Below are 21,202 nucleotides of genomic sequence, written 5' to 3'. Positions count from 1 at the left end.
GGGCAGAACGCCGGTTCTCCGGGAACCGGCGTCGATCCGCCTCAGGTCGGTTGCGTCAAGCGCTCAGGCGCTCGAAACCGGTATCGCCGAGATCGAGCGCGAAGCCGTCGTCGGCGGGGGCCGGGGCCTTGGATCCGCGACCCATGATCCGAGCCGGCGAACCCTTGGCGGCGCGCGCCCGGTCGAGCGTCGCGACGTTCGGCGCAGGATGAGCCGATGCCGCCGGCTCGATCGCGGTGCCGGTCTGGAAGAAGCCTGTGCGGTCCTGCAGGCGGCTCGCCTCGGCCGAGAGCTGTTCCGACGTCGCCGACATTTCGTTGGCCGCGCCGGCATTGGCCTGCGTCACCTGATCGAGCTGCTGGATCGCCTGGTTGATCTGCTCGACGCCCACCGTCTGCTCGCGGCACGCCGCCGAGATCTCGGAGACGAGCTCGGCCGTGCGCTCGATGTCGGGCACGAGGCTCTCGAACAGGCGGCCGGCCTCTTCCGACACGCTCAGCGTCTCCGCCGAGAGCGTGCCGATCTCCTGCGCCGCGAGCTGCGAGCGCTCGGCGAGCTTGCGCACTTCGGACGCGACCACCGCGAAGCCCTTGCCATGTTGTCCAGCGCGCGCCGCCTCGATCGCGGCGTTCAGCGCCAGAAGATCGGTCTGGCGGGCGATCTCCTGGATGACGCGGACCTTCTCGTTGATGCTGCGCATGGCGGTGAGCGAGCCCGCCACGGCCGTGTGGCTCTTGCGGGCGGAGACGGCGGCCTGCCCGGCGGTCTTCTCGGTCTGCGCGGCGTTGTCGGCGTTCTGGCGAATGTTGGCGGTCATCTCCTCCATCGCGGCCGAGGCCTGCTCGGAGGCGGCCGCCTGTTCGGTGGAGCCCGAGGACAGGCTGTCGGCGGTGGCGGCGGACTGGAGCGAGCCGGAGGCGACCTGTGCCGCCGAGGTGCGCACGTCCATGACGATCTGCGAGAGGTTGCCGGCCATCCGCGCCATGGCGCGCTGCAGGTCGCCGATCTCGTCGCGGCCGCCGCGCGGCACCGTTCGCGTCAGGTCGCCGTCGCCGATCGCCTCGGCCAGCACCACCGAGGAGCGCAGCGGGCGCACGATGCCGCGCGCGATCCACCAGCCGACGAGAGCCAGCACCACCAGCCCCGGCAACGTCCAGAGAAGAGCGCTGCGGAAGGCGGCGTGCACGACGGCGGTGACGTCGTCGACATAGATGCCCGTGGAGATCGACCAGCCCCAGGGCTCGAACGCCTTCGAGTAGCCGCGCTTGGCCAGAAGGCCCTCGACGCCTTCGCGGGTCGTGTCGTAGTCGGTCCAGCCGCCGCCCGCCCGCGCATGGGAGATCATCGTCTGGATGTAGAGATTGCCGTTGGCGTCCTTCCGGTCCCAGGCGCTGCTGCCCTCTTCGCCGGGATCCTGCGACAGGACGCGGCGTCCCTCGTAGTCGTGGAAGAACAGGTAGTCGCCATTGTTGTAGCGCACCGGGCGCAGCACCGACTTGGCGATGCCCTGCGCGGTCGCCGTGTCGAACTCGCCGGCCTTCGAGCGGGCCTCGAGACTGGAGACGATGGCAAAGGCGGCATCGACCTGCGCCTTCAGATACTCGTTGCGATCGCGCCAGATCTGATCGCTCAGGAGCTTCATCTGCAGGCCGAGCACGCAGGCGAGGACCAGAAGGCAGAGCAGGGTCTGCCCGAGAAGCTTCGTCCCGATCGATAGTCTCATGCTGGCACTCCGTCGGCGCTTCGGCCGACCGGATGTCCGCCTCATCCGCCAGTCTGCCGGCCATCGCTTAAAGTTCGCTTGAACATCAAGCCCTGATGCTGCGCTGCGCTCGCACGGTCGCGATCATCGTTAAGGGTTGCTTCGTTGCGGCGTTCCGATCGCCGTGTGCGCAAAAAAAAGCCCGCGACGGATGAACCGTGCGGGCTGGAATTTTGCAAACAATCGGGAGGAACGCTTGCTGAAACAGACTATGCCGCAGTCGCCGCCCCGGCGCGAGCGACGCTTTTGCATGGCAGCCATGCACAAAGAGGAGGCGTGTGCCGAGATTGCGAAGCGGAGTGCAACGCTTCATCGTCGGTCCACCACCGCGCCGCATCCCTCCCTGTCCGGAGATCGCATGTCGTTCCTCGACCCGTTCATCGCCCGCTCGTCGCCGGGGGGCAACCGGCCATGAGTGCCGGCTCGCGCGTTCTCGTCGTCGACGACGATCGCGACATTCGCGAACTTCTCGGCCGCTACCTGGAAACGCAGGGGTTCGACATCGTGCTCGCCGCGAGCCGGCGCGAGTGTGAGGCGCAGCTGATGGAAGGCGGCATCGATCTCGTGGTGCTCGACGTCATGCTGCCGGACGGGTCGGGCCTCGACATCTGCCGCGAGATCCGCAACCGGCGTCCGGCGCCGGCCGTGATCCTGCTGACGGCGCTGAAGGAGGACGTCGACCGCATCATCGGCCTCGAACTCGGCGCCGACGACTATCTCGGAAAGCCGTTCAACCCGCGTGAACTCGCCGCGCGCATCCGGGCGGTGCTGCGGCGCGGCGAGCCCGAGCCAGCCGGGGCATCCGATCGGCGCTTCCGCTTCGAAGGTTTCGAGGCCGACGAAGCCACGCGGCAGGTCCGAGACGCGGCAGGCGCACCGATCGAGCTGACCGGCGCCGAGTTCGATCTTCTGATGATCTTCCTAGAGCGGCCCGGCCGCGTGCTGTCGCGCGAGACGCTGCTCGATCTGCTGCATGGGCGGGTCTCGACGGATCCGTTCGATCGCACGATCGACGTGACGATGAGCCGCCTGCGCCGCAAGTTCGGCGACAACGGCGTCTTTCGCCTGTTCAAGACCGTGCGCAACGGTGGTTACCAGTTCGCCGCCCGCACCGAGCGGAGCGACGCGTGAGATCGCTGCGGACGCGGCTGGCGGCCCTGCTCGTCGCCGCCATCGTGGGCGTCGTGCTGATCGCGGCCGCCGTCACCATCCACATTCTGGCGCGCGATCCCGGTGGGCGGCCCGTGACGGCCAGCTTCTCACTGCAGGCAGCCTCGATCCTGCGGCTCCTCGCCGGCTCGGCCGAGACGGCGCGCAGCGTCGGCCTCGATGTCGGCCCGCCGCCGACGCCTGCCATGGAGGCGCTGGACGAGATGGAACAAGGCTCCGAACTGGTGCATCTCGGTTCGGACGTGCGTCTGGTGCGGATGGCGGGCGGTGAGGTGCGCCTCGCGGTGCTGCTCGCCGGCGAGGACTGGCTCTATCTTCCCTATTTCGGCCAACCGCCGTCGCCGATCCGGCTGCTCACGGCCTATCTGGGGCTCGTCGTCGCAGGGGCCGTGGCGGTTTCGCTCTATGCGGCCTCGCGCATCGTCGGGCCGATGCAACTGCTGCAGACCGCGCTCGAACGCGTGCGCCCGGACGGCACGCTGGCGCCGATCCCCGAGCGGGGGCCGGCGGAGGTGAAGGCGACGGCGCGGGCGCTGAACGTCCTGTCGCAGCGGCTCGGCCATGCCGTGGAAAGCCGCATGCGGCTGATCGCGGCGGCCGGCCACGATCTGCGCACGCCGATGACCCGCATGCGGCTGCGCGCCGAGTTCCTGCCCGAGGGCGAGCGCGGAACCTGGCTGCGCGACCTCGCCGAACTTGACGCCATCGCCGACAGCGCCATCCGGCTCGTGCGCGAGGAGGTGGCGCCGGGCGCGCGCGAGGTGGTGGCGCTGCCGGACCTCCTGGCGCACCTGGCGGCCGACCTCTCGGAAATCGGTCTTCCCGTGCGGTTCGAGCCGGGCGGCGTCGGGCCTCTCGATGTGACGGGCGAGCCGAACGCCCTCAGACGGGCACTCGGCAACCTCGCGGAGAACGCCGCGCGCCACGGCGGCGGCGGCGAGATCAGCCTCGATCGCGACGCGGGCGAAGCGCTCGTCCTGATCGAGGACCGGGGACCGGGTATTCCCCCGGCGTTGATGGACCGTGTCTTCGAGCCCTTCTTCCGGGTCGATCCGGCTCGTGGCAAACCGGAGCCCGCCGGCGGGCCGCAGGCCGGCGGCGGGGCGGGGCTCGGGCTCGCCATCGCGCGCGAGATCATCGAGCGCCACGGGGGAACGATCGTCCTCTCGCATCGCGAGGGCGGCGGTCTGCGTCAGGAGGTGCGCTTCCCCCTCGCCTGAGCCGCTCGCCCTGCCGCGCGGGCCGGGACCGGCTACCAGCCGACGAGCCCGGCGACCCTGCCGACCGCCGATGCGGCGACGTCGCGCGCGCCGACCAGACCGTCCACGGCCGTGCCGACGACGCCGCGCGCTAGCGGCGGGGCGGGCTCGGAGAGCTGCGACCCCAGTTCGGGAATGGTCGAGGGCGAAGCGACGGATACGAGCCGCTCAGCGACCGGCGCGATGGTCGCCGTGTCGCGGCCGCCGGTCACCATCGCCGTCTGGAGAAGCAGGGGATCACGGGACTCGCAGAGCGGCTGGCATTCGTCGAAGCGCACGACGTCGGCGGCGGATGCGGTGCCTGCGCCCTGCGTGCGGGCGCGCGTCACGGGGCGAGGGCGCTCTTCGGCCGTCACCGCGGCCTGCGGCCTGGTGGCGTCGATCCCGGCAGGACCCGGAAGGCGGCTGGTTCTCGCGGCCGGGGCCGCCGGCCAAGCCAGGACCGTGGTGGTGGGGGCCGGCGTGAGGGACGCGGTTCGCACGAGATCCAGCGGGTGCGAAGCCTCGACATCGGGGCGCGTCGGCGCATCCCTGTTCGCCTGTTCGGGCGCCGTGTGGGCGTCGGCGAGCTGCGACCAGTCGACCCCCGCCAGCTTCGCGGAGAGACCCAGATCGATCTGCGAGGCCATCTGAAGGCCGAGCATGACGGTGCCCGACAGGGCCGCCTGCACCAGAAGCCGTCTGCCCACCACGGCGGCGAGGGACCGGGCGCGGTCGAAGGACCGTGCCGGGGACTGGGACAGCTTGCGGGGGTTCGTCATCGGTTCGTCTCCTTGTCGAGCAAGACGAGGATGCGGGATTTCGGCGACAGGTTTCGGGCCGCAGCGTTACGAAATGTAGCCGAATGCCGTCGATATGTTGCAAGGCAGGGATCCGCCGCGGCTCCTGCACGCCGGCCGGCGATCGTCTAGGATCGCGGGCAGAGAGCGATCGGGGAGGGATCATGAGCGCCGTGCAGACCGTCGACACCGCGGGGTTCAACCCCCGCGCCTGGCTGGAGCGCGTGTTCGCCGCCGGCATCGCCAGCGCCGATCCGCTGCGTGTCCTCGCGCCGTTCCTGCCGGAGAAGCCGCGCGGGCGCTGCGTCGTGGTCGGCGCCGGCAAGTCCGCCGCCGTGATGGCGCAGGCGGTGGAGGCGGCCTGGCCCGACGTCGACCTCTCCGGTGTCGTGGTGACGCGCTACGGGCACGGCGCCCCGACGCGCCGGATCGAGGTGATCGAGGCCGCCCACCCGGTGCCCGATGCGATGAGCGAAAGCGCGGCGCGGCGCATTCTCGGCGCGCTCAACGGGCTGGGGCCCGACGATCTCGTGCTGGCGCTCGTTTCGGGCGGCGGCTCGTCGCTGATGGCGCTGCCGGCGGACGGACTGACGCTGGCCGACAAGATCGCGGTCAACCGCCTGCTCCTCGCCTCCGGTGCGGGGATCAACGAGATGAACCGCGTCCGGCGCCGGCTGTCGGGCATCAAGGGCGGCCGGCTGGCGCTCGCCGCGCGTCCGGCACGGCTGGTGACGCTGGCGATCTCCGACGTGCCGGGCGACGACCCCCGCGCCATCGCATCCGGCCCCACGGTCTTCGATCCCGATGCCGGCGAGGATCTCGGCGCGCTGGCGGCGCGCCTCGGCCCCGGCCTGCCCGACGCCGTACGCAGCCGTCTCGCCGCTCCGCCCGAGCCGGCCCAGCCCTTCGAGGCCGATTTCCGCCTGATCGCGACGCCGCAGATGGCGCTCGAAGCCGCCGCAACGGTGGCACGCGCCGCCGGCATCACGCCGCTGATCCTCGGCGATGCGCTGGAGGGCGAGGCGCGCGAGGCCGGGATCGTGATGGCCGGCATCGCGCGCTCGGTGAAGCGGCACGGCCATCCCGTGCGCGGGCCGGCGGTGCTGCTCTCGGGCGGCGAGACCACGGTGACGATCGGCTCGGGGCCCCCGGGCCGGGGCGGGCGCAACAGCGAGTTTCTGCTCTCGCTCGCCGTGGCGCTCGGCGGCGAACCCGGTATTCATGCCTTGGCCGGAGACACCGACGGCATCGACGGCACGGAGGATGCGGCGGGCGCGGTGATCTCGCCGCCAACGCTGGCCCTTGCCCGCGAAGCCGGGCTCGACCCCGCCGCCGTCCTGCAAGCCCATGACAGCTACACCCTGTTCGACCGGCTCGGCGACCTCGTGCGTACCGGGCCGACGCTGACCAACGTCAACGACCTGCGGGCGGTGCTGATCCTGCCCGATTGACGTGTCAGGCGAGGGAGCGCGACCAGTCGCGAAGGTCCTCGACGAAGAGGTCGGGCGCTTCCATCGCGGCGAAATGGCCGCCGCGGGGCATGTCGCGCCAGCGCGTTAGCCGGTAGCCGCGCTCCACCCAGCTTCGCGGCGGGTTCGGCGCGCGCGGGTCGGGATAGGCCGAGAAGGCGGTGGGAACATCGACCCGCTGCCCCGCCGCCATCTTGCGAATGCCCTCCTCGGCGGCGCCCGCGTAGATCCAGGCGGCGGTCGGGAAGGCGTCGTTCATGACGGTGATCATCACGTCGGTGAGGAGCTGGTCGAGGGTGAAGACTTCCTCGAAGGGTTTGCCTCGCAGATCGGCCCAGTCGTGGAAGCGCTCCACCAGCCAGGCCGCCTGCGCCATTGGATTATCGGCCATGGCATAGGCCAGCGACTGCGGTTTCGTGCCCTGCAGATGGGAATAGCCGCCGAGCCGCTGCTGCGCGTCGTCATAGGCCGATTTCCAGGCTTTTTCTTCCGCCGTCTCGGGGTCGCCGGCCGGCTGCACCAGCAGGTAGTTCAGATGGATCCCCTTGACGCTCGCGGGATGGTCGAGCGCCAGCAAAGCGCTGACGCCGGCGCCCCAATCTCCGCCTTGCGCCAGATAGCGCGAATATCCGAAGCCCTCGCGCATCATCGTGTCGAAGAGCCTCGCGACGGTGCGCGGGCCGATCGGGCGGGACGGCTTGCCGGAGAAGCCGAAGCCCGGCAGCGAGGGGATCACGAGATCGAACGCGTCCTCGGCCCGGCCGCCGAAGCGGCTGGGGAAGGCGAGGGGTTCCGCGACCTGCCAGAACTCATAGGTCGAGCCCGGCCATCCATGGGTCAGGAGAAGCGGATTGCGCCCCTCGGCCTCGCCGACGAGATGGACGGCATGGAGATCGAGGCCTTCGACCCGGAGCGTAACCTGCGGAAAGCGGTTAAGCTCGCGCTCGGCGGCGCGGGCGTCGAATCCGTCGAGCCAATATTGGCGCAGCGTCTCGAGGAAGGCGGGGTCGCAGCCATAGCGCCAGCCCTCGCCATCCAAAACCTGGGGTGTCACGGGCATGCGGAAGGCGCGGACCCGGTCGCGAACGGCCTCGAGCTTCGCTTCGTCCCACGAGACTTCGAAAGGGGTCATCGGTCCGGCCTCCACCGCCGACCCGTCGAAACGACGGGCGGCCTGCTGGACGCATCATCTGGAACCGGCGGGTTGATCGGCCAGCCCGGCGCCTGCCGGCGAACATGCAGCCGGCAAGCTGTTCGAGGGGGTGGCGCGGGTGGTTTTCGCCGCCCGCACCGTGACGAGTGCGGCGTCAGTTCTTGACGACGTCTTCCAGCCAGAAGCGGCCGAGCGGGTTCTGGTAGAAGCCGTCGATATTGGCGCGCGTCACGTTGATATAGGGGCTGTAGTAGAGGTCAATCCAGTTGGCGTCGGCCTTCGCGGTTGTCTGCAACTCCACATACATGGCCTCGCGCTTGGCCGGGTCGGCCTCCGTGCGGGCCTTGGCGACCAGCGCCTTCACGTCGGCATTCTTGTAGCGGGTCATGTAGTTCATGTTCGAATCGTCTCCGAGCACGAAGGTCGTCTTCTGGTCGGGGTCGAGCACGTCGTTCGTCCAGTAGCCGACCGCGACGTCGAAGTCGCCGGCGATGAACATGTCCCACTGCGAGGCGGCGTCGACCTTGTTGATGTTGACGGTGACGCCGGCCTTCGAGAGCTGCTGCTGGATGAGGACGGCGATCTGCTCGTCCACCTCGTCGCCAGCCTTCACGTTGTAGTCGAGCGACAGGTCGGACGCGCCGGCCTCCGCCAGCATCGCCTTGGCCTTCTCGGGGTCGTAGGGGCGGCGCAGGTTGTCGGCATTGTAGTAGAGTGCGCCCTTCGGAATGTAGGAGTTCGCCACCGTTCCGATGCCGAAGGTCACGGCATCGACGATCGCCTGCTTGTCGATGGCCATGTCCAGCGCCTGGCGCACGGCGATCTCGCCGAGCTTGCCCTTCTCGTGGTTGATGAGGAGCGCGTCCTCGCGGGTCGAGGTGTCCAGCGAGACCTTGAGGCCGGCGTCCTGCTTCAGCTGCTCGACGCGCGAGAAGGGCACGAAGATCGCCGCGTCCAGTTCGCCGGCCTGCACGTTGAGCATGCGCGTGTTGTCGTCGGGCACGGAGATCCACTCGACGCCATCGAGGCTGACCTTCGCGGCGTCCCAGTAGTTCGGGTTCTTCTCGAGGATCACCCGGTCGCCGCGGATCCACTCCTTTACAGAGAAGGCGCCGGAGCCGATCGGCGCGGAGGCGAATTCCTCACCCTTCGCCTCGACCACCTTCTTCGGCAGAACCGAGACGTTCGGCAGAGCCAGCGAGGCGAGGAAGGGCACCGAGGGCTCCTTCAGCTTGACGGTCAGCGTCTTGGCGTCGGTGGCCGTCGCGGTGTCGACGATCGAATAAGAGGAAGACCAGAGCGAGGTCGGCTCGTCGCGGATGCGCAGGAGCGAGAAGGCGGCATCCTCGGCGGTGACGGGCGAGCCGTCGGAGAACTTGGCGTCGCGAAGGGTGAACACGTAGGTGAGCTTGTCGTCCGAGACGGTCCAGCTCTCGGCGAGGCCCGGCTCCAGCTTCGTGCCGGTCTTGTCGACGCGCACCAGCACGTCGAACACGTTCGAATAGACCCAGTTGTCGACGTTCTGCGCCGAGGCGATCGGGTCGAACGTGGTGGAATCCTCGCGGCGACCGATCGTCAGGACACCGGCCGCCTCGGCGATCGAGGCGGTGAGGGACAGGGCGGCCAGCGCGGTGGCGGCAAGAAGGCGCGTCATGCGGGATCGGGTCATGCGGGAACCTCATGGTCGGGGCGGAGGGGGAGGTGGAGAGACGGGACGTTGCGCGCCGGCGTCGCCAGCGTGCCGGGCTCGAGGATGCAGGCCCAACCGTGGTCGTCGGCGCGGCGAAGGCTCGGCGGCGGGCCGGTCCGGCAGCGATCTTCGGCAAAGCCGCAGCGCGGATGGAAGGTGCAGCCCGGCGGCAGGGCGAGCGGGCTCGGCGGCTCGCCGCCCATCGGCGCCTCGGGCAGCGCCAGATCCGGGTCGATCTCTGGGATCGCGGCGATGAGGGCGGCGGTGTAGGGGTGGCGCGGGGCGCGGAAGATCGCCTCGGTCGGGCCTTCCTCGACGATGCGCCCGAGATACATCACCGCCACCCGGTCGCAGAGCCGGCGCACGATGGCGAGGTCGTGGGCGATGAAGATCAGCGTCAGGCCGATCTCGTCCTTGAGATCGAGGAAGAGATTGATGATCTGGCCCTGGATCGACACGTCGAGCGCGGCGACGCACTCGTCGGCGATCACGAGCGAGGGCTCCACCGCGAGCGCCCGCGCGATGCCGACGCGCTGGCACTGGCCGCCCGACAGCGCGGCCGGACGCCGCCCTGCGAGCGCGGGATCGAGCCCGACGAGCCGCAGCAGTTCGGTGACGCGGGCGCCTTCCCCACCTCGCGCCGTCTTGGCGTGGACGCGCAGGACTTCCGTCAGCGTCTCGCCGACCGTCAGGCGCGGGTTCAGCGAGTTGGCGGGGTCCTGAAACACCATGGCCGTGCGCGAGCGAAGGGTCCGCAATGCGTCGCGCCGGCCGTCCGAAACCTTGATGCCATCGAAGACGACATGGCCCTGCGTCACGCGATCGAGGCCGAGGATGGCGCGTCCGAGCGTCGACTTGCCCGATCCGCTCTCGCCGACAATGCCGACCGTCTCGCCGCGGCGAACGGAAAGCGAGACGCCGTTGACGGCCCGCACCTCGCGCCGCTGCAGGCCGAACGGCCCGCCGCCGGGCGCGGCGAAGCGCACCTCGACATCGTCGACTTCGAGGATCGTGTCGGGGGAGGAGGGAACGGCGCTCATGCGGCGATCCCTCCATGGCGGGCCGGTGCGGCGAGCCGGTGGAAGCAGGCGGCGGCATGATCGCCGCCGACGCTCTCAAGCTGCGGCTGGCGCGTGCGGCAGTCGTCCTCGGCCTTCGAACAGCGCGGATGGAAGCGGCAGCCCTCCGGCATGGCGCCGGCGGACGGCGGCTGGCCCTCGATCGTCCGAAGACGGCGGGCGCCTGTGCTGGCCGCCGGTTGGCAGGCGACAAGTCCAGCGGCGTAGGGGTGTCGCGGCGCCAGCAGCACTTCGCGCTTGGGCCCGATCTCGCAGAGCCGGCCCGCGTAGAGAACGGCGATGCGGTCGCAGAGCTGCGAGACGACGCCGAGATCGTGAGTGATGAAGACGATCGACAGGCCGCGCCGGTCGCGCAGCTCGGTCAGCAGCCGCAGGATCTGCGCCTGCACGGTGACGTCAAGCGCGGTGGTCGGCTCGTCGGCGATCAGCACCTTCGGGTCTGAGGCGAGCGCCACGGCGATCATCGCGCGCTGGCGCATGCCGCCGGAAAACTCGTGCGTAAAGCTCATCGCGCGTCGCTCGGGATCGGGAATGCCGACCTGGCGCAGGAGGTCGACACTCTCGCGCGCCGCCTCGCGCCGCGAGAAGCCGCGCGTGTGGCGCACGGTCTCGGCGATCTGTTCTCCGATGCGCATCACCGGATCGAGATGGCTCGCGGGGTTCTGGAAGATCATGCCGATCTCGCGCCCGCGCAGCTTGGCGAACTCGGCCTCGGGCAGTTTCGAGACCTCGCGGCCGTTGATCGCCACCCGGCGCGCGGAGATCGCGAGCGAGGCCGGGAGCAGGCGCATGAGGGCGCGGCAGGCGACCGTCTTGCCCGAACCGCTCTCGCCGACGAGGCCGAGGATCTCGCCGGCCTCCAGCCGGAACGACAGGTCGTCGACGATGCGCCGCTCGCGCCCCGTGTCGCGGCTGGCGACGCTGAGGCCCTCGATGTCCAGCGCGGCGCTCATGCCCGTCGTCCCAGGAACTCGCCGAGGCCGTCGGCGACGAGGCTGAAGGCGAAGGCAAGCGTGACGATGGCAAGGCCCGGAAAGGCCGAGATCCACCAGGCCCGCGAGATGAAGCCCTGGCCTTCGGCCACCATGATGCCCCATTCTGCGGCGGGCGGCTGCACGCCGAGGCCGAGATAGGAGATCGCCGCGCCCGACAGGAGCACGAGCACGCAGTCGGACATGGCGAAGACGATCGAGGCCGTCAGCGCGTTGGGCAGGAGATGGCGGAACATGATGCGGGCATGGGAAAAGCCGAGCGAGCGGGCGGCGACCGCGAAGTCGCTGCCCTTGAGGACGAGGATCTGGGCGCGCACCAGCCGGGCGTAGGAGACCCAGCCGACGAGCGCCATGGCAATGAAGAAGCTCTGCAGGCCGGGGCCGAGAATGGTGATGACGGCGAGCATCAGCACGAGGAAGGGAAAGGCCAGCACGACATCGACGATGCGCATGAACACGGTGTCGACGACCCCGCCGAAATAGCCGGCGACCGTGCCGACCACGGTGCCGATGGCGAAGGGGAAGGCGACGCCGAAGACGGCGAGCTGCAGGTCGATGCGGATGGCGAAGAGGACGCGCGAGAGGATGTCGCGGCCGTAATTGTCGGTGCCGAACGGATGGGCGAGCGAGGGCGAGGCCAGGCGCGCGGTGGCGTCCTGATAGATCGGATCGTAGGGCGCAATGAGCGGCGCGAGCAGCGCCAGCGCCAGGAACAGCGCGAGCATCGCGGCGCCCGCGAGCAGCGGCGCGGGAAGGCCGGCAATGCGTCGCGAGCGGCTGGCGGGCAGCGGCGGGGCGAGCGTCGGAACGGGAAGCGCCGCGCTCACAGCTTCACCCGCGGATCGGCCGTGACGGTGAGAATATCGGCGAGGAAATTGACGAGCACGGTAGCCACCGCGAAGACCATGGCGACGCCCTGCACCACCATGTAGTCGCGCGAGAAGATCGCCCGCACCAGCAGCTGCCCCATGCCGGGGATGGCGAAGACCTGCTCCACCACGACCGTACCGCCGATCAGCCAGCCGATGTTGACGGCGAGGAGGTTGAGTGTCGGCAGGATCGAGTTCGGCAGGACGTGGCGGCGGAAGATGACGCCTTCGGGCAGCCCGCGGGCGCGGGCGGCCAGCGCCACGTCCGACTGCATCTCGGCGACCAGCGTGGCGCGCAGGCTCCGCGTCAGCACCGCCGACAGCGACAGCGCGATCGTCGCCCAGGGCAGCACCATGTGGTGCAGCTTGTCGGGCAGCGTCTGGCCGTAGCCGGAGACGGGGAACCAGTCGAGCGTCACCGAGAAGAGGATGATGAGCATGATCGCCAGCCAGAAGTTCGGCAGGCCGAGGCCCATCGTCGAGACGAAGCGCACGCCCTGATCCACCGGGCCGCCGCGATGGCGCGCGGCGAAGGTCGCCATCGGCACGCAGATGAGAAGCGAGAGCGCGACGGCGCCCGCCACCAGCACCAGCGTCGGCTCGATGCGGCTGGCGATGAGGCCGAGCACGTCCACCTTGTAGAGGATGGAGCGGCCCATCTCGCCGGCGCCGAGGTTCTTCAGGAAGTAGAGATACTGGGTCCAGAGCGGCGCATCGAGGCCGAACTGGGCGCGCACCCGCGCCAAGGCCTCGGGCGTCGCGCGCGTGCCGAGGATGAGGCGGGCGGGATCGCCGGGGATCGAGCGCACCAGCACGAAGGTGACGATGCTGATGCCCAGGAGCACCGGGATGAGCTGGAAGGGCCGGGTCAGGACGAAGCGGTAGCGATGCATCGGGTCAGGCCGCCTTGCCGGCAAGCCGAGCGCGAGGGCACCCGCCCGAGGTTGCGCCTGTTTCGGTGAGCCCGGCCGGCGCCCTCATGCGCGGCCGCCGCGCCGCGCCAGGAAATCGACGAGCACCGGAAAGAACGCCGCCGGCTCTTCGAAGAAGGGCATGTGGCTGGAATTGGGGAACACCTTCAGCTCGGCGTCGGGCAGCGCATGCTTCATCCGCATGGCGCAGGCCGGCGTCAGTTCGTCGTGCTGGCCGACCGTGATGAGCGTCGGGACGGTGATCCGGTGCATATCGGGCACACGGTTCCAGTCCTTGAGATTGCCGGTATAGGTGAACTCGTTCGGCCCCTGGATCGTCTCGTAGGGCCCCATGTTCCAGTCGCCGAGCGAGCGCTTCACCGGCGCCGGCCATTCCGCGAGGCGGCAGACATGGCGATAGTTGAGGACGGTGATGGCGGCCTGATATTCGGGATGGTCGAGCGTGCCCTCGGCCTCGTGACGCTGCATCATCGCCACGGTCTCGGAGCCCAGCGCCTCGCGCAGCCGATCGAGCTCGCCGACGAGATGGGGAATGTCGGCGGCGGTGTTTTCCAGCACCAGCGTGCGCAGGGCGTCCGGATGCGTCAGCGCATATTCCACCGAGAGCCAGCCGCCCCAGGACTGGCCGACGAGATGGACCGGACCGAGCCCGAGCGTCTGGCGGACGGTCTCGACCTCACGCACGTAGCGCTCGATCGTCCAGAGGGCGGGATCGGTCGGCCGGTCGGAGCGCCCGGTGCCGAGCTGGTCGAAGGCGACGACGCGGTAGCCGTGGTCGATCAGGCAGGAATGGCTGTCGCGCAGGTAGTCGCAGGGCAGGCCCGGGCCGCCGTTCAAAAGCAGGACGACGTCGTCGCCGCTGCCGAAGGAATAGGTGACGACCTCGCCGCCCTCGACGGCGATGCGCCGCGTCTCGTCCGGTTCGATCTCACGCCACATGGCTGTCCACTCCCTCGGCTTCTCGTCGGCGGGACCATAGGTCCGGGACGCCTTGGTGCGAAAGCTATCAGAATCGATAGGTCGTGGCGTCGCCATCTTGCCGCCGGGCGCTCAAAATGTGAACATGCCGCATCGATTGGCAGTCGCAGGGCAAGGCGTTGATGGCTTGGCACGTTTCGGAGTTCGAGGAAGGGCTGGAGGCGATCGCGGGGATCGACGGCAAGCTCGACCACGCGCATCAGGCGATGAGCCATCTCGGCCTCACGGCGCTGATCTACGACTACACCCCGGTGACCTACACGCATGAGGGAACGCTGATCACGCCGTCCTATTTCGGCATGCGCGACGTACCCGCCGACATGGCGGCGCTCTGGTCGTCGAGCGGCTTCTACCAGATCGACCCCGTGCAGCATCTTGCGCTGCAGAGCCCCAAGCCCTTCGTCTGGAGCTACCGGCGCGACGATCGCACGGTGCTGAACCGCTCGCTCAGCGAGGTGCATGCCCCGGTGGTCGATTATGTCCACGACGCCCGCATCACCTGCGGCATGACGGTGCCGATCCATCTCCTGCGCGGCGACTGCGCCACCGTGACGGGTATCCGCCACGACGCGGCGGCCGATTTCGACCGCGAGGCGCAGGAGCATCTGGCCGATTTCGCGCTTCTCGCCCATGCCGTCCACGCCGCGATCGAGCCGCTCTTCGGCGAGGCCGAGCGCCAGTCGCGCGCCGTGCGCCTGACCCCGCGCGAGCGCGAATGCGTGCGGTTTTCGGGCGAGGGGCTGTCGGCCAAGGAGATCTCGCTGAAGATCAACCGCTCGGCGCCCACCGTGACGATGCATCTCAACGCCGCCGCCCGCAAACTCGGCGCCCGCAACCGCGCCCAGCTCGTCGCCCGCGCGGCGCATTACAGGCTCCTCTCTTGACGACGCGGAGATCGTGAGGCGGGCCGCGCGATGGTAACGTCCACATGGCCTCGCGCGTTGAGAACGGTCGGTCGGCTCCCTATCTTGGGGCCGTCCCGGCCGCCGGAGGCAGCGGCGATCCGCCGCCGCCTCTCTCGGCCGTTCGCGGAGCCTCCATGTCCCATCCGATTGCCTTCGACAACAGCTATGCCGCTCTGCCGCCGGCCTTCTTCGCGCGGGTCGCGCCGACGCCAGTGATGCGGCCGCGGCTGATCCGGCTGAACCGGCCGCTCGCCGAGGCTCTAGGCCTCGATGCGGAGGCGCTCGACAGCCCGGCGGGGGCCGCCTTCCTGTCGGGTGCCAGCGTGCCCGAGGGCGCCGATCCGATCGCGCTCGCCTATGCCGGGCATCAGTTCGGCCAGTTCGTGCCGCAGCTCGGCGACGGGCGCGCGGTGTTGCTCGGCGAGGTGGTGGACGGGGAGGGCCGACGCTTCGACATCCAGCTCAAGGGCTCGGGGCCGACACCCTTCTCGCGCCGGGGCGACGGGCGCGCAGCGCTCGGCCCGGTGCTGCGCGAGTATCTGGTGAGCGAGGCCATGGCGGCGCTCGGCATCCCCACCACCCGCGCTCTCGCCGCCGTCGAGACCGGCGAAAGCGTGCTGCGCGAGACGGAACTGCCGGGCGCGGTGCTGACGCGCGTCGCCGCCAGCCACATCCGCATCGGCACGTTCCAGTTCTTCGCCGCGCGCGGCGACGAGGACGGGCTGCGGCGCCTCGTCGACTATGCCATCGCCCGCCACGATCCGGCGGCGGCCGAGGCGCCCGAGCCCGCTCTCGCCTTCTTCGAAGGGGTCATGCGCCGGCAGGTGCGGCTCGTCGCGCAGTGGATGAGCGTCGGCTTCGTTCACGGCGTCATGAACACCGACAACATGTCGATCTCCGGCGAGACCATCGATTACGGCCCTTGCGCCTTCCTCGACGCTTATGATCCGGCGGCGGTCTTCTCCTCGATCGACCGCAACGGCCGCTACGCCTTCGCCAACCAGCCGGGCATCGCGCACTGGAACCTCGTGCGCCTCGCCGAAAGCCTGCTGCCGCTCATCGCGAGCGACCGCGAAGCGGCGGTGGAGCGGGCCAATGCGGCCCTCTCCGTCTTTCCCGCTCTGATGGGTGATGCCTATGTCGACGGCCTGCGCCGCAAGATCGGCCTGGGCGCGCCCTGGGAGGATGGCGATGCGGCGCTGGCACAGGACCTCCTCGACCGGATGGAGGCGAACGGCGCCGATCAGACGCTGACCTTCCGCCGGCTCTGCGAGGCCGAGACCGGCGGCAACGACGCGGTGCGCATCCTGTTCCGCGACCCTGCCGCGTTCGACGACTGGGCCGTGCGCTGGCGCGAGCGTCTCGCAAGGGATGGTATGGACCCGGCTGAGCGGCGCGCGGCCATGCGCCGGACGAACCCGGCCGTGATTCCGCGCAACCACCGCGTGGAGGCCGCGATCGAGGCGGCGGTCGGCCATGCCGATTTCGGCCCGTTCGAGGCGCTGAACGCCCGTCTTTCCCGGCCCTACGACGACCAGCCGGGCGAGGGGGAGCCGCCGCCGATCGCCATTGAGCCCTACCGGACCTTCTGCGGCACCTGAACCGGCCGGCGCCCCGTCAGCCGCGGATCGCCTTGACGACGAGGAGAAGGGACGACGCGAAGAGCACGCCTTCCACCAGCTTGAAGAACAGGCGCTCGTCGATGCGCCGCGTCGCCCAGGCGCCGAGGAAGGCGGCGGCGACGCTGATCGGCAGGAGAACGAGCGTCGGTTCGAGATTGCCGGCGATCGAGACCTGCCCGAGCTGCCAGTAGAAGAAGACCTTCACCGCATTGACGAAGGCGAAGAGGATCGTCGTCGTCCCCGCATATTCGAGCTTCTCAAGCCGCTGGGGCAGAACGTACATCTGATAGGGCGGCCCGCCCGCATGCGAAATGAAGGACGAGATCCCCGACAGGACGCCCCAGAACAGGCCGCGCGGCACGTCGGCCGGGCGTGCCGCCACGGGCCGGCGCCGCTTGGCGAACGCATCGAGGCAGAACAGCAGGCCGAGGGCGCCGATCGTGAAGGTGATGGCGCGGTCGGGGATGATCGACACGGTGGCCCAGCCGATGGCGACGCCGACGAAGCTGGCCGGGGCGAGGATCGCGAGGTTCCGCAGGTTGTAGCGGTGGCGGTAGAGATAGATGCCGACGAGGTCCGACACGACGTAGATCGGCAGGATGAGCGCGGCGGCCGCCAGCGGCGGCATGGCGAGCGCCAGGATGGGCACGCTGAGCATGCCCACGACCGGCAGGCCGCCCTTCGACAGGCCGACGAAGAAGGCCGCCATCAAGGCCAGACCCAGCGTCAGCGGCGTCGCGATCAGTCCGTCGAAGATGCCTGGCATGCGAGATCCCGCCCGTTGCGTTCGATCGACCCGGCATGCGGGGAGCGACCGCGCTTGCCGGGTCGCGCGCCCGAGCCACCCGTGATTCGCCGTGCCGCGCCCGACCTTGTCCCGCAGGATCGGCGGACGGGCAAGCCGGCGCCGAACCGTGAGGTCCGGGCAAGGCTCGCCACATTATGGCCGGGCCGCAGGTCCATGCGCCGGGATCGCGTCGCCTGCACGGATGCGCGATCCGTCCGGGGGGATGGGGCGGGGCCGGAACGACACCGCGAGTTCGAGAGACCGGAGCGGCGACGCGACCGGAGGGGACGCATCGATGACGATCAAGACCTTCCTGCGGGCATGGGCTGCCGCACTCGCCGGCTGCCTTCTCTTCATGGCGGCAACGCTCGCGCAGGCTCAGGACGGCGCGGTCGCCGCGCCCGATCCGATCGCCGTGCTCGACGCGCAGACGGCCGAGCTCGGCGCCATCACGCAGGCCGCCGACGGGGACACGGATGCGGCCCGCAAGGCCGAGCTGCGCGATCGCGGTATGGCGGTCGGCACCGCCGCCAACGCCGCCGTGGCGCTGCTCGTGCCGCAGCTGGAGGCGATGGACGCCCGCATCGCCGAACTCGGCGAGGCGACCGACGCCGAGGCGCCCGACGTCAAGGCGCAGCGCGATAAGCTCGACACCGAGCGCGGCGATCTCGACTCGGCGATCAAGCGCGGGCGCCTGCTCGCGGCCGACGCCAAGGACCTGATCGACCGGATGATCCTCGAGATCAACGAGGCGTTCAGCCGCGATACGTTCAAGCTCGTCGCCTCGCCGCTCTCGCCGGCGCTCTGGAGCGTGGTCGGCGCCAGCCTGCCCGACGACAGCGCGCGCTTCCGAGACTTCTTCGGCGACGCGCTCAACCGCATTCCGCAGGCCAATCTGCCCTTGCGGCTTCTGGCGCTGGCGGGCGCGCTGGCGATTGCCGCCGTGCTCATCCTGCCGGTGCGGCGGCGCCTGCGCCAGGCCGGGCGCAACTTCGCGGTGAGCCAGGTTCCGGCCTCGCGCGCCCGGCGCTCGGGGCTGGCGCTCTGGTTCGTGCTCGTGGGCACGCTGACCTCGGCGCTCGGCTTCCTCGCCGTCTATGCCACGGCGAACTGGGCGGGCTTCCTGACGCGAGGCGTGCGCCCGCTCGCCGAGATGCTGACGGTGACGGCCACGGTCGGCGCCTTCGTTCTGGCGCTCGGCGCCGGGCTGCTGCTCGTCGGCAAGCCGTCCTGGCGCCTGCTGCCGATCGGAGAGGATGCCGCGCGGCGGCTGCGATCCTATCCCGGCCTCTGCGCCGTCCTGACCTTCTGCGGCGTCGCGATCGTCGAGACGGGGCGGGCGGTGGGCGTCAGCCAGCCGGCCGCGATCCTCCTCAACTACGTCGTCGCCTTCACCTATTGCGGCCTCATCGTCGCCGTTCTCGTCAGTCTCGGCCGCCTGCGGCGCAATCACCCGGAAGGGGCGAGCCGCGAGCCGAGCGCGCAGACGACGCTCGTGACGCTGGCGACGCTGGCCGCCTGGATCTGCGTCGTCGTCAGCGTCGTCGCGGCGTTCCAGGGCTACGTGAATTTCGCGCTCTTCCTCAGCCGGCAGACGATCTGGACCGCGATCGTCGCGGCGGCGGCCTATCTGCTGCTCGTGGTGGCCGACGATCTCTGCACCACGCTCCTGTCGGGCGAGAGCCGGCTCGGGCGCTCGCTCCACGCGGGCCTCGGCCTTCGCAAGTCGCAGGTCGGCCAGATCGGCGTGGTGCTGTCGGCGGTCCTGCGCATCGCCATCCTCGTGCTCGCGGCGATCCTCCTGTCGGGGCCGCTCGGGCCGGGCGCCAGCTCGCTCTTCTACCAGTTCGGAAACTCCGCCGAGATCAACATCGGCGGCTTCACCATCGTGCCGGGCTCGATCCTCAAGGCGGTGGTGGTGCTGGCGGTCGGCATCGCGCTGATGCGCGGGGTGCGCCACTGGCTCGACGAACGCTACCTTCCGGCCACCGACCTCGACCCCGGTGCGCGCAATTCGGTCTCCACCATCGTCAGCTATGCCGGCATCATCCTCGCCGGCTTCTGGGCGCTGACGGCGCTCGGCATCGGCGTCGAGCGCATCGCCCTCGTGGTCTCGGCGCTCTCGGTCGGCATCGGCTTCGGTCTGCAGGCGATCACCCAGAACTTCGTCTCCGGCCTCATTCTCCTCGCCGAGCGGCCGGTGAAGATCGGCGACACCGTGCGCATCGGCACCGACGAGGGCGACGTGCGGCGCATCAGCGTGCGCTCCACCGAGATCCAGATCGCCGACCGCTCGACCCTGATCGTGCCCAATTCCGAGCTGATTACCAAGACGATCCGCAACATGACGCTGGCGAACCCGCTCGGGCGCATCCAGATCGTCTTCGCCGCGCCGCTCGACGTGGACGTCGCCAACGTGCGGCGCGCGCTGCTCGACATCTATGCCGCGCACGAGGCGGTGCTCGCCGATCCCGCGCCGTCCGTCTTCATCGACGGCATCGAGGACGGCAAGATCGTCTTCAAGTCCTTCGCCTTCGTCGCGGGGCCGCGCGCCGTCTACACCACGCGCTCGGCGATCTTCTTCGCCATGCTGGAGCGCTTCCGAAGCGACGGGATCGCGCTGGTCGCCACCGCCTGAGCGGCGACGGGCGTCAGCTTCCGAGAAAGTCCTTGCCGCGCAGCCAGAGATAGATCGAGGCGGCCGAGCCCGCGACGGCGGCTCCGGCAAAGAGCGTGCCGTGCGCCGAGCCGCTCCACGGCATGCCGCCGGTGTTCATGCCGAAGAAGCCGGTGACGAGCGTCGCCGGCAGGAGCAGCGCCGAGAGGATCGACAGGACGTAGAGGTTGCGGTTGGTGCGCTGCGTCATCTGCAGGTCGATCTCGTCGCGCAGCAGGCGAAGGTCGCCCTGCGCCGCCCCGACATCGCCATGCAACGAGACGACGCGCTGGTTCAGCTTCTCCATCGTCGCCAGCAGCGGCTCGGGCAATTCCTCGTCGGTCTCCAGGCGTTGCAGCACGGCGCGGATGCCCGAGACCTGCCGGTGCAGGCGCACGCCCTCGCGGCGAAGCGCGGCGAGGGCCTTGGGGTCGGGCTCCCAGCCGTCGGCGAGGAGCTTGTCCTCGCTTCCCTGCACGGCGACGCCGAGCACGGTGGCCCGCCGCGCCGCGATCTCGAGGATCGCGCCGACCGCGAGGTCGAAGGCTTGCGCGGCATCGCGCGGCCGCGCGCCAGCCTCGACGCGCCGGCGCACCACGTTGCCGGCCGAGAGCGGATGGTGGCGGGCGGTCAGCATCGCGTTGGCGCCGAGCGCCAGCGACAGCGAACCGACGCGCGAGGTCTCCTCGGTGCCGAAATCCACCTCGAAATCGTGGAGGACGCAGGCGACATGCCCCTCCACCACGAGCGCCCGCTGGTGCGTCTCGCTCGACAGCATGAGTTCGCGCACCGCCTCGGGCAGCGCCGCCTGCTCCTCGATCCAGCGCCGGGTGCCTTGGTTGGCAAGGTTCAGGTGCAGCCAGCGGAACTCCGCCTCGTCTCCCTCCGTCTCGCCGGAGCCCAGCAGATCGAGGTCGGCCTCTCCCAGCGCCGCGATGCGGTCCCCATCGATCGAGAAGCCCCAGACGAGGCCCGGCTGCGCGGGCGGCGTCGGGATCTTCGGCGCTGCGCTGCGCTGGGGCGGGAACGTGAGGCGGGGCAATGCGGGCTCAGTGGGGAAGGACGGTCTCGGCGGGCGGGGCGGTCGGTCCCCGCCGAAC

General features: G+C 70.1%; 17 protein-coding genes. 6 read left to right on the top strand and 11 right to left on the bottom strand.

The features are described 5' to 3' along the window. Positions 1-55: 55 nt before the first annotated feature. Positions 56-1,723 carry a methyl-accepting chemotaxis protein gene (locus AUL33_RS05770; RefSeq protein ID WP_062204993.1) on the bottom strand — a complete coding sequence of 556 codons (1,668 nt, stop codon included), beginning with the start codon at positions 1,721-1,723 and terminating at the stop codon, positions 56-58. Positions 1,724-2,173: 450 nt separating this feature from the next. On the opposite strand from AUL33_RS05770, the gene AUL33_RS05765 reads away from it, so the two are divergent. Together AUL33_RS05765 and AUL33_RS05760 are read left to right on the top strand one after the other, a co-directional pair. Then, entirely contained in the window at positions 2,174-2,893 is a 720-nt protein-coding gene (locus AUL33_RS05765; protein ID WP_062204990.1) for a response regulator transcription factor, read from the top strand. After that, entirely contained in the window at positions 2,890-4,152 is a 1,263-nt protein-coding gene (locus AUL33_RS05760; RefSeq protein ID WP_062204985.1) for an ATP-binding protein, read from the top strand. The genes AUL33_RS05765 and AUL33_RS05760 overlap by 4 nt, the downstream gene beginning before the upstream one ends. Positions 4,153-4,184: 32 nt before the next feature. On the opposite strand, the gene AUL33_RS05755 is transcribed toward AUL33_RS05760, so the two are convergent. Further along, entirely contained in the window at positions 4,185-4,952 is a 768-nt protein-coding gene (locus tag AUL33_RS05755) for a hypothetical protein (protein ID WP_062204982.1), read from the bottom strand. Positions 4,953-5,134: 182 nt separating this feature from the next. Here AUL33_RS05755 and AUL33_RS05750 point away from each other — a divergent pair, with 182 nt between their 5' ends. Next, on the top strand, positions 5,135-6,421 hold the full coding sequence (locus AUL33_RS05750; protein WP_062204981.1) for a glycerate kinase: 1,287 nt from the start codon (positions 5,135-5,137) through the stop codon (positions 6,419-6,421). 4 nt (positions 6,422-6,425) lie between these two features. Here AUL33_RS05750 and AUL33_RS05745 read toward each other — a convergent pair whose 3' ends face one another. From AUL33_RS05745 to AUL33_RS05715, 7 genes are all read right to left on the bottom strand, one after another. Further along, entirely contained in the window at positions 6,426-7,571 is a 1,146-nt protein-coding gene (locus AUL33_RS05745) for an epoxide hydrolase family protein (RefSeq protein WP_062204978.1), read from the bottom strand. A 175-nt stretch (positions 7,572-7,746) separates the two neighbouring features. Next, positions 7,747-9,261: an ABC transporter substrate-binding protein gene (locus tag AUL33_RS05740; RefSeq protein WP_062204975.1), complete on the bottom strand. Its 1,515-nt coding sequence runs from the start codon at positions 9,259-9,261 to the stop codon at positions 7,747-7,749. Further along, entirely contained in the window at positions 9,258-10,322 is a 1,065-nt protein-coding gene (locus tag AUL33_RS05735) for an ABC transporter ATP-binding protein (RefSeq protein ID WP_082652351.1), read from the bottom strand. The genes AUL33_RS05740 and AUL33_RS05735 overlap by 4 nt, the downstream gene beginning before the upstream one ends. After that, positions 10,319-11,314, bottom strand: coding sequence for an ABC transporter ATP-binding protein (locus tag AUL33_RS05730; RefSeq protein ID WP_062204972.1), 996 nt, complete (start codon positions 11,312-11,314; stop codon positions 10,319-10,321). Before AUL33_RS05730 ends, AUL33_RS05735 begins: the two co-directional genes overlap by 4 nt. Continuing rightward, a complete protein-coding gene (locus AUL33_RS05725; RefSeq protein WP_374754409.1) occupies positions 11,311-12,117 on the bottom strand; it encodes an ABC transporter permease in 807 nt (268 codons plus the stop codon). The genes AUL33_RS05730 and AUL33_RS05725 overlap by 4 nt, the downstream gene beginning before the upstream one ends. A gap of 59 nt (positions 12,118-12,176) precedes the next feature. Next, positions 12,177-13,115, bottom strand: coding sequence for an ABC transporter permease (locus AUL33_RS05720; protein WP_062204969.1), 939 nt, complete (start codon positions 13,113-13,115; stop codon positions 12,177-12,179). An 84-nt stretch (positions 13,116-13,199) separates the two neighbouring features. Then, entirely contained in the window at positions 13,200-14,093 is an 894-nt protein-coding gene (locus tag AUL33_RS05715; protein ID WP_062204966.1) for a proline iminopeptidase-family hydrolase, read from the bottom strand. 161 nt (positions 14,094-14,254) lie between these two features. On the opposite strand from AUL33_RS05715, the gene AUL33_RS05710 reads away from it, so the two are divergent. After that, positions 14,255-15,016: a LuxR family transcriptional regulator gene (locus AUL33_RS05710; protein WP_062204964.1), complete on the top strand. Its 762-nt coding sequence runs from the start codon at positions 14,255-14,257 to the stop codon at positions 15,014-15,016. Between the two features lie 155 nt (positions 15,017-15,171). Beyond that, the gene (locus AUL33_RS05705) at positions 15,172-16,638 is read left to right on the top strand and encodes a YdiU family protein (protein ID WP_062205046.1); all 1,467 of its coding nucleotides are present in this window, start codon (positions 15,172-15,174) and stop codon (positions 16,636-16,638) included. Between the two features lie 16 nt (positions 16,639-16,654). Here the strand turns inward: AUL33_RS05705 and AUL33_RS05700 are convergent, their stop codons facing one another. Continuing rightward, the gene (locus AUL33_RS05700) at positions 16,655-17,425 is read right to left on the bottom strand and encodes a sulfite exporter TauE/SafE family protein (RefSeq protein WP_062204962.1); all 771 of its coding nucleotides are present in this window, start codon (positions 17,423-17,425) and stop codon (positions 16,655-16,657) included. 316 nt (positions 17,426-17,741) lie between these two features. Between AUL33_RS05700 and AUL33_RS05695 the strand changes: the two genes are divergently transcribed. Next, positions 17,742-20,084 (top strand): DUF3772 domain-containing protein, encoded by a 2,343-nt coding sequence (locus tag AUL33_RS05695; RefSeq protein ID WP_062204958.1) that lies wholly within the window; start codon positions 17,742-17,744, stop codon positions 20,082-20,084. A 13-nt stretch (positions 20,085-20,097) separates the two neighbouring features. Here the strand turns inward: AUL33_RS05695 and AUL33_RS05690 are convergent, their stop codons facing one another. Beyond that, on the bottom strand, positions 20,098-21,144 hold the full coding sequence (locus AUL33_RS05690) for a CorA family divalent cation transporter (protein ID WP_062204956.1): 1,047 nt from the start codon (positions 21,142-21,144) through the stop codon (positions 20,098-20,100). Positions 21,145-21,202 lie beyond the last annotated feature (58 nt).

Origin of the sequence: Aureimonas sp. AU12 (assembly GCF_001463705.1) — a bacterium.
In the GTDB taxonomy this organism is placed as follows: domain Bacteria; phylum Pseudomonadota; class Alphaproteobacteria; order Rhizobiales; family Rhizobiaceae; genus Aureimonas.
Note: the sequence above shows the minus strand (reverse complement) of the source record. Positions and strands in the feature narration are given on the sequence as shown.

Bases quoted from the DNA above. Each gene is read 5' to 3' on its own strand.
- AUL33_RS05730 (WP_062204972.1), bottom strand. From the start codon at position 11,314: ATGAGCGCCGCGCTGGACATCGAGGGCCTCAGCGTCGCCAGCCGCGAC.
- AUL33_RS05705 (WP_062205046.1), top strand. From the start codon at position 15,172: ATGTCCCATCCGATTGCCTTCGACAACAGCTATGCCGCTCTGCCGCCG.
- AUL33_RS05745 (WP_062204978.1), bottom strand. From the start codon at position 7,571: ATGACCCCTTTCGAAGTCTCGTGGGACGAAGCGAAGCTCGAGGCCGTT.
- AUL33_RS05750 (WP_062204981.1), top strand. From the start codon at position 5,135: ATGAGCGCCGTGCAGACCGTCGACACCGCGGGGTTCAACCCCCGCGCC.
- AUL33_RS05755 (WP_062204982.1), bottom strand. From the start codon at position 4,952: ATGACGAACCCCCGCAAGCTGTCCCAGTCCCCGGCACGGTCCTTCGAC.
- AUL33_RS05715 (WP_062204966.1), bottom strand. From the start codon at position 14,093: ATGTGGCGTGAGATCGAACCGGACGAGACGCGGCGCATCGCCGTCGAG.
- AUL33_RS05700 (WP_062204962.1), bottom strand. From the start codon at position 17,425: ATGCCAGGCATCTTCGACGGACTGATCGCGACGCCGCTGACGCTGGGT.
- AUL33_RS05765 (WP_062204990.1), top strand. From the start codon at position 2,174: ATGAGTGCCGGCTCGCGCGTTCTCGTCGTCGACGACGATCGCGACATT.
- AUL33_RS05720 (WP_062204969.1), bottom strand. From the start codon at position 13,115: ATGCATCGCTACCGCTTCGTCCTGACCCGGCCCTTCCAGCTCATCCCG.
- AUL33_RS05740 (WP_062204975.1), bottom strand. From the start codon at position 9,261: ATGACCCGATCCCGCATGACGCGCCTTCTTGCCGCCACCGCGCTGGCC.
- AUL33_RS05735 (WP_082652351.1), bottom strand. From the start codon at position 10,322: ATGAGCGCCGTTCCCTCCTCCCCCGACACGATCCTCGAAGTCGACGAT.
- AUL33_RS05695 (WP_062204958.1), top strand. From the start codon at position 17,742: ATGACGATCAAGACCTTCCTGCGGGCATGGGCTGCCGCACTCGCCGGC.
- AUL33_RS05710 (WP_062204964.1), top strand. From the start codon at position 14,255: ATGGCTTGGCACGTTTCGGAGTTCGAGGAAGGGCTGGAGGCGATCGCG.
- AUL33_RS05770 (WP_062204993.1), bottom strand. From the start codon at position 1,723: ATGAGACTATCGATCGGGACGAAGCTTCTCGGGCAGACCCTGCTCTGC.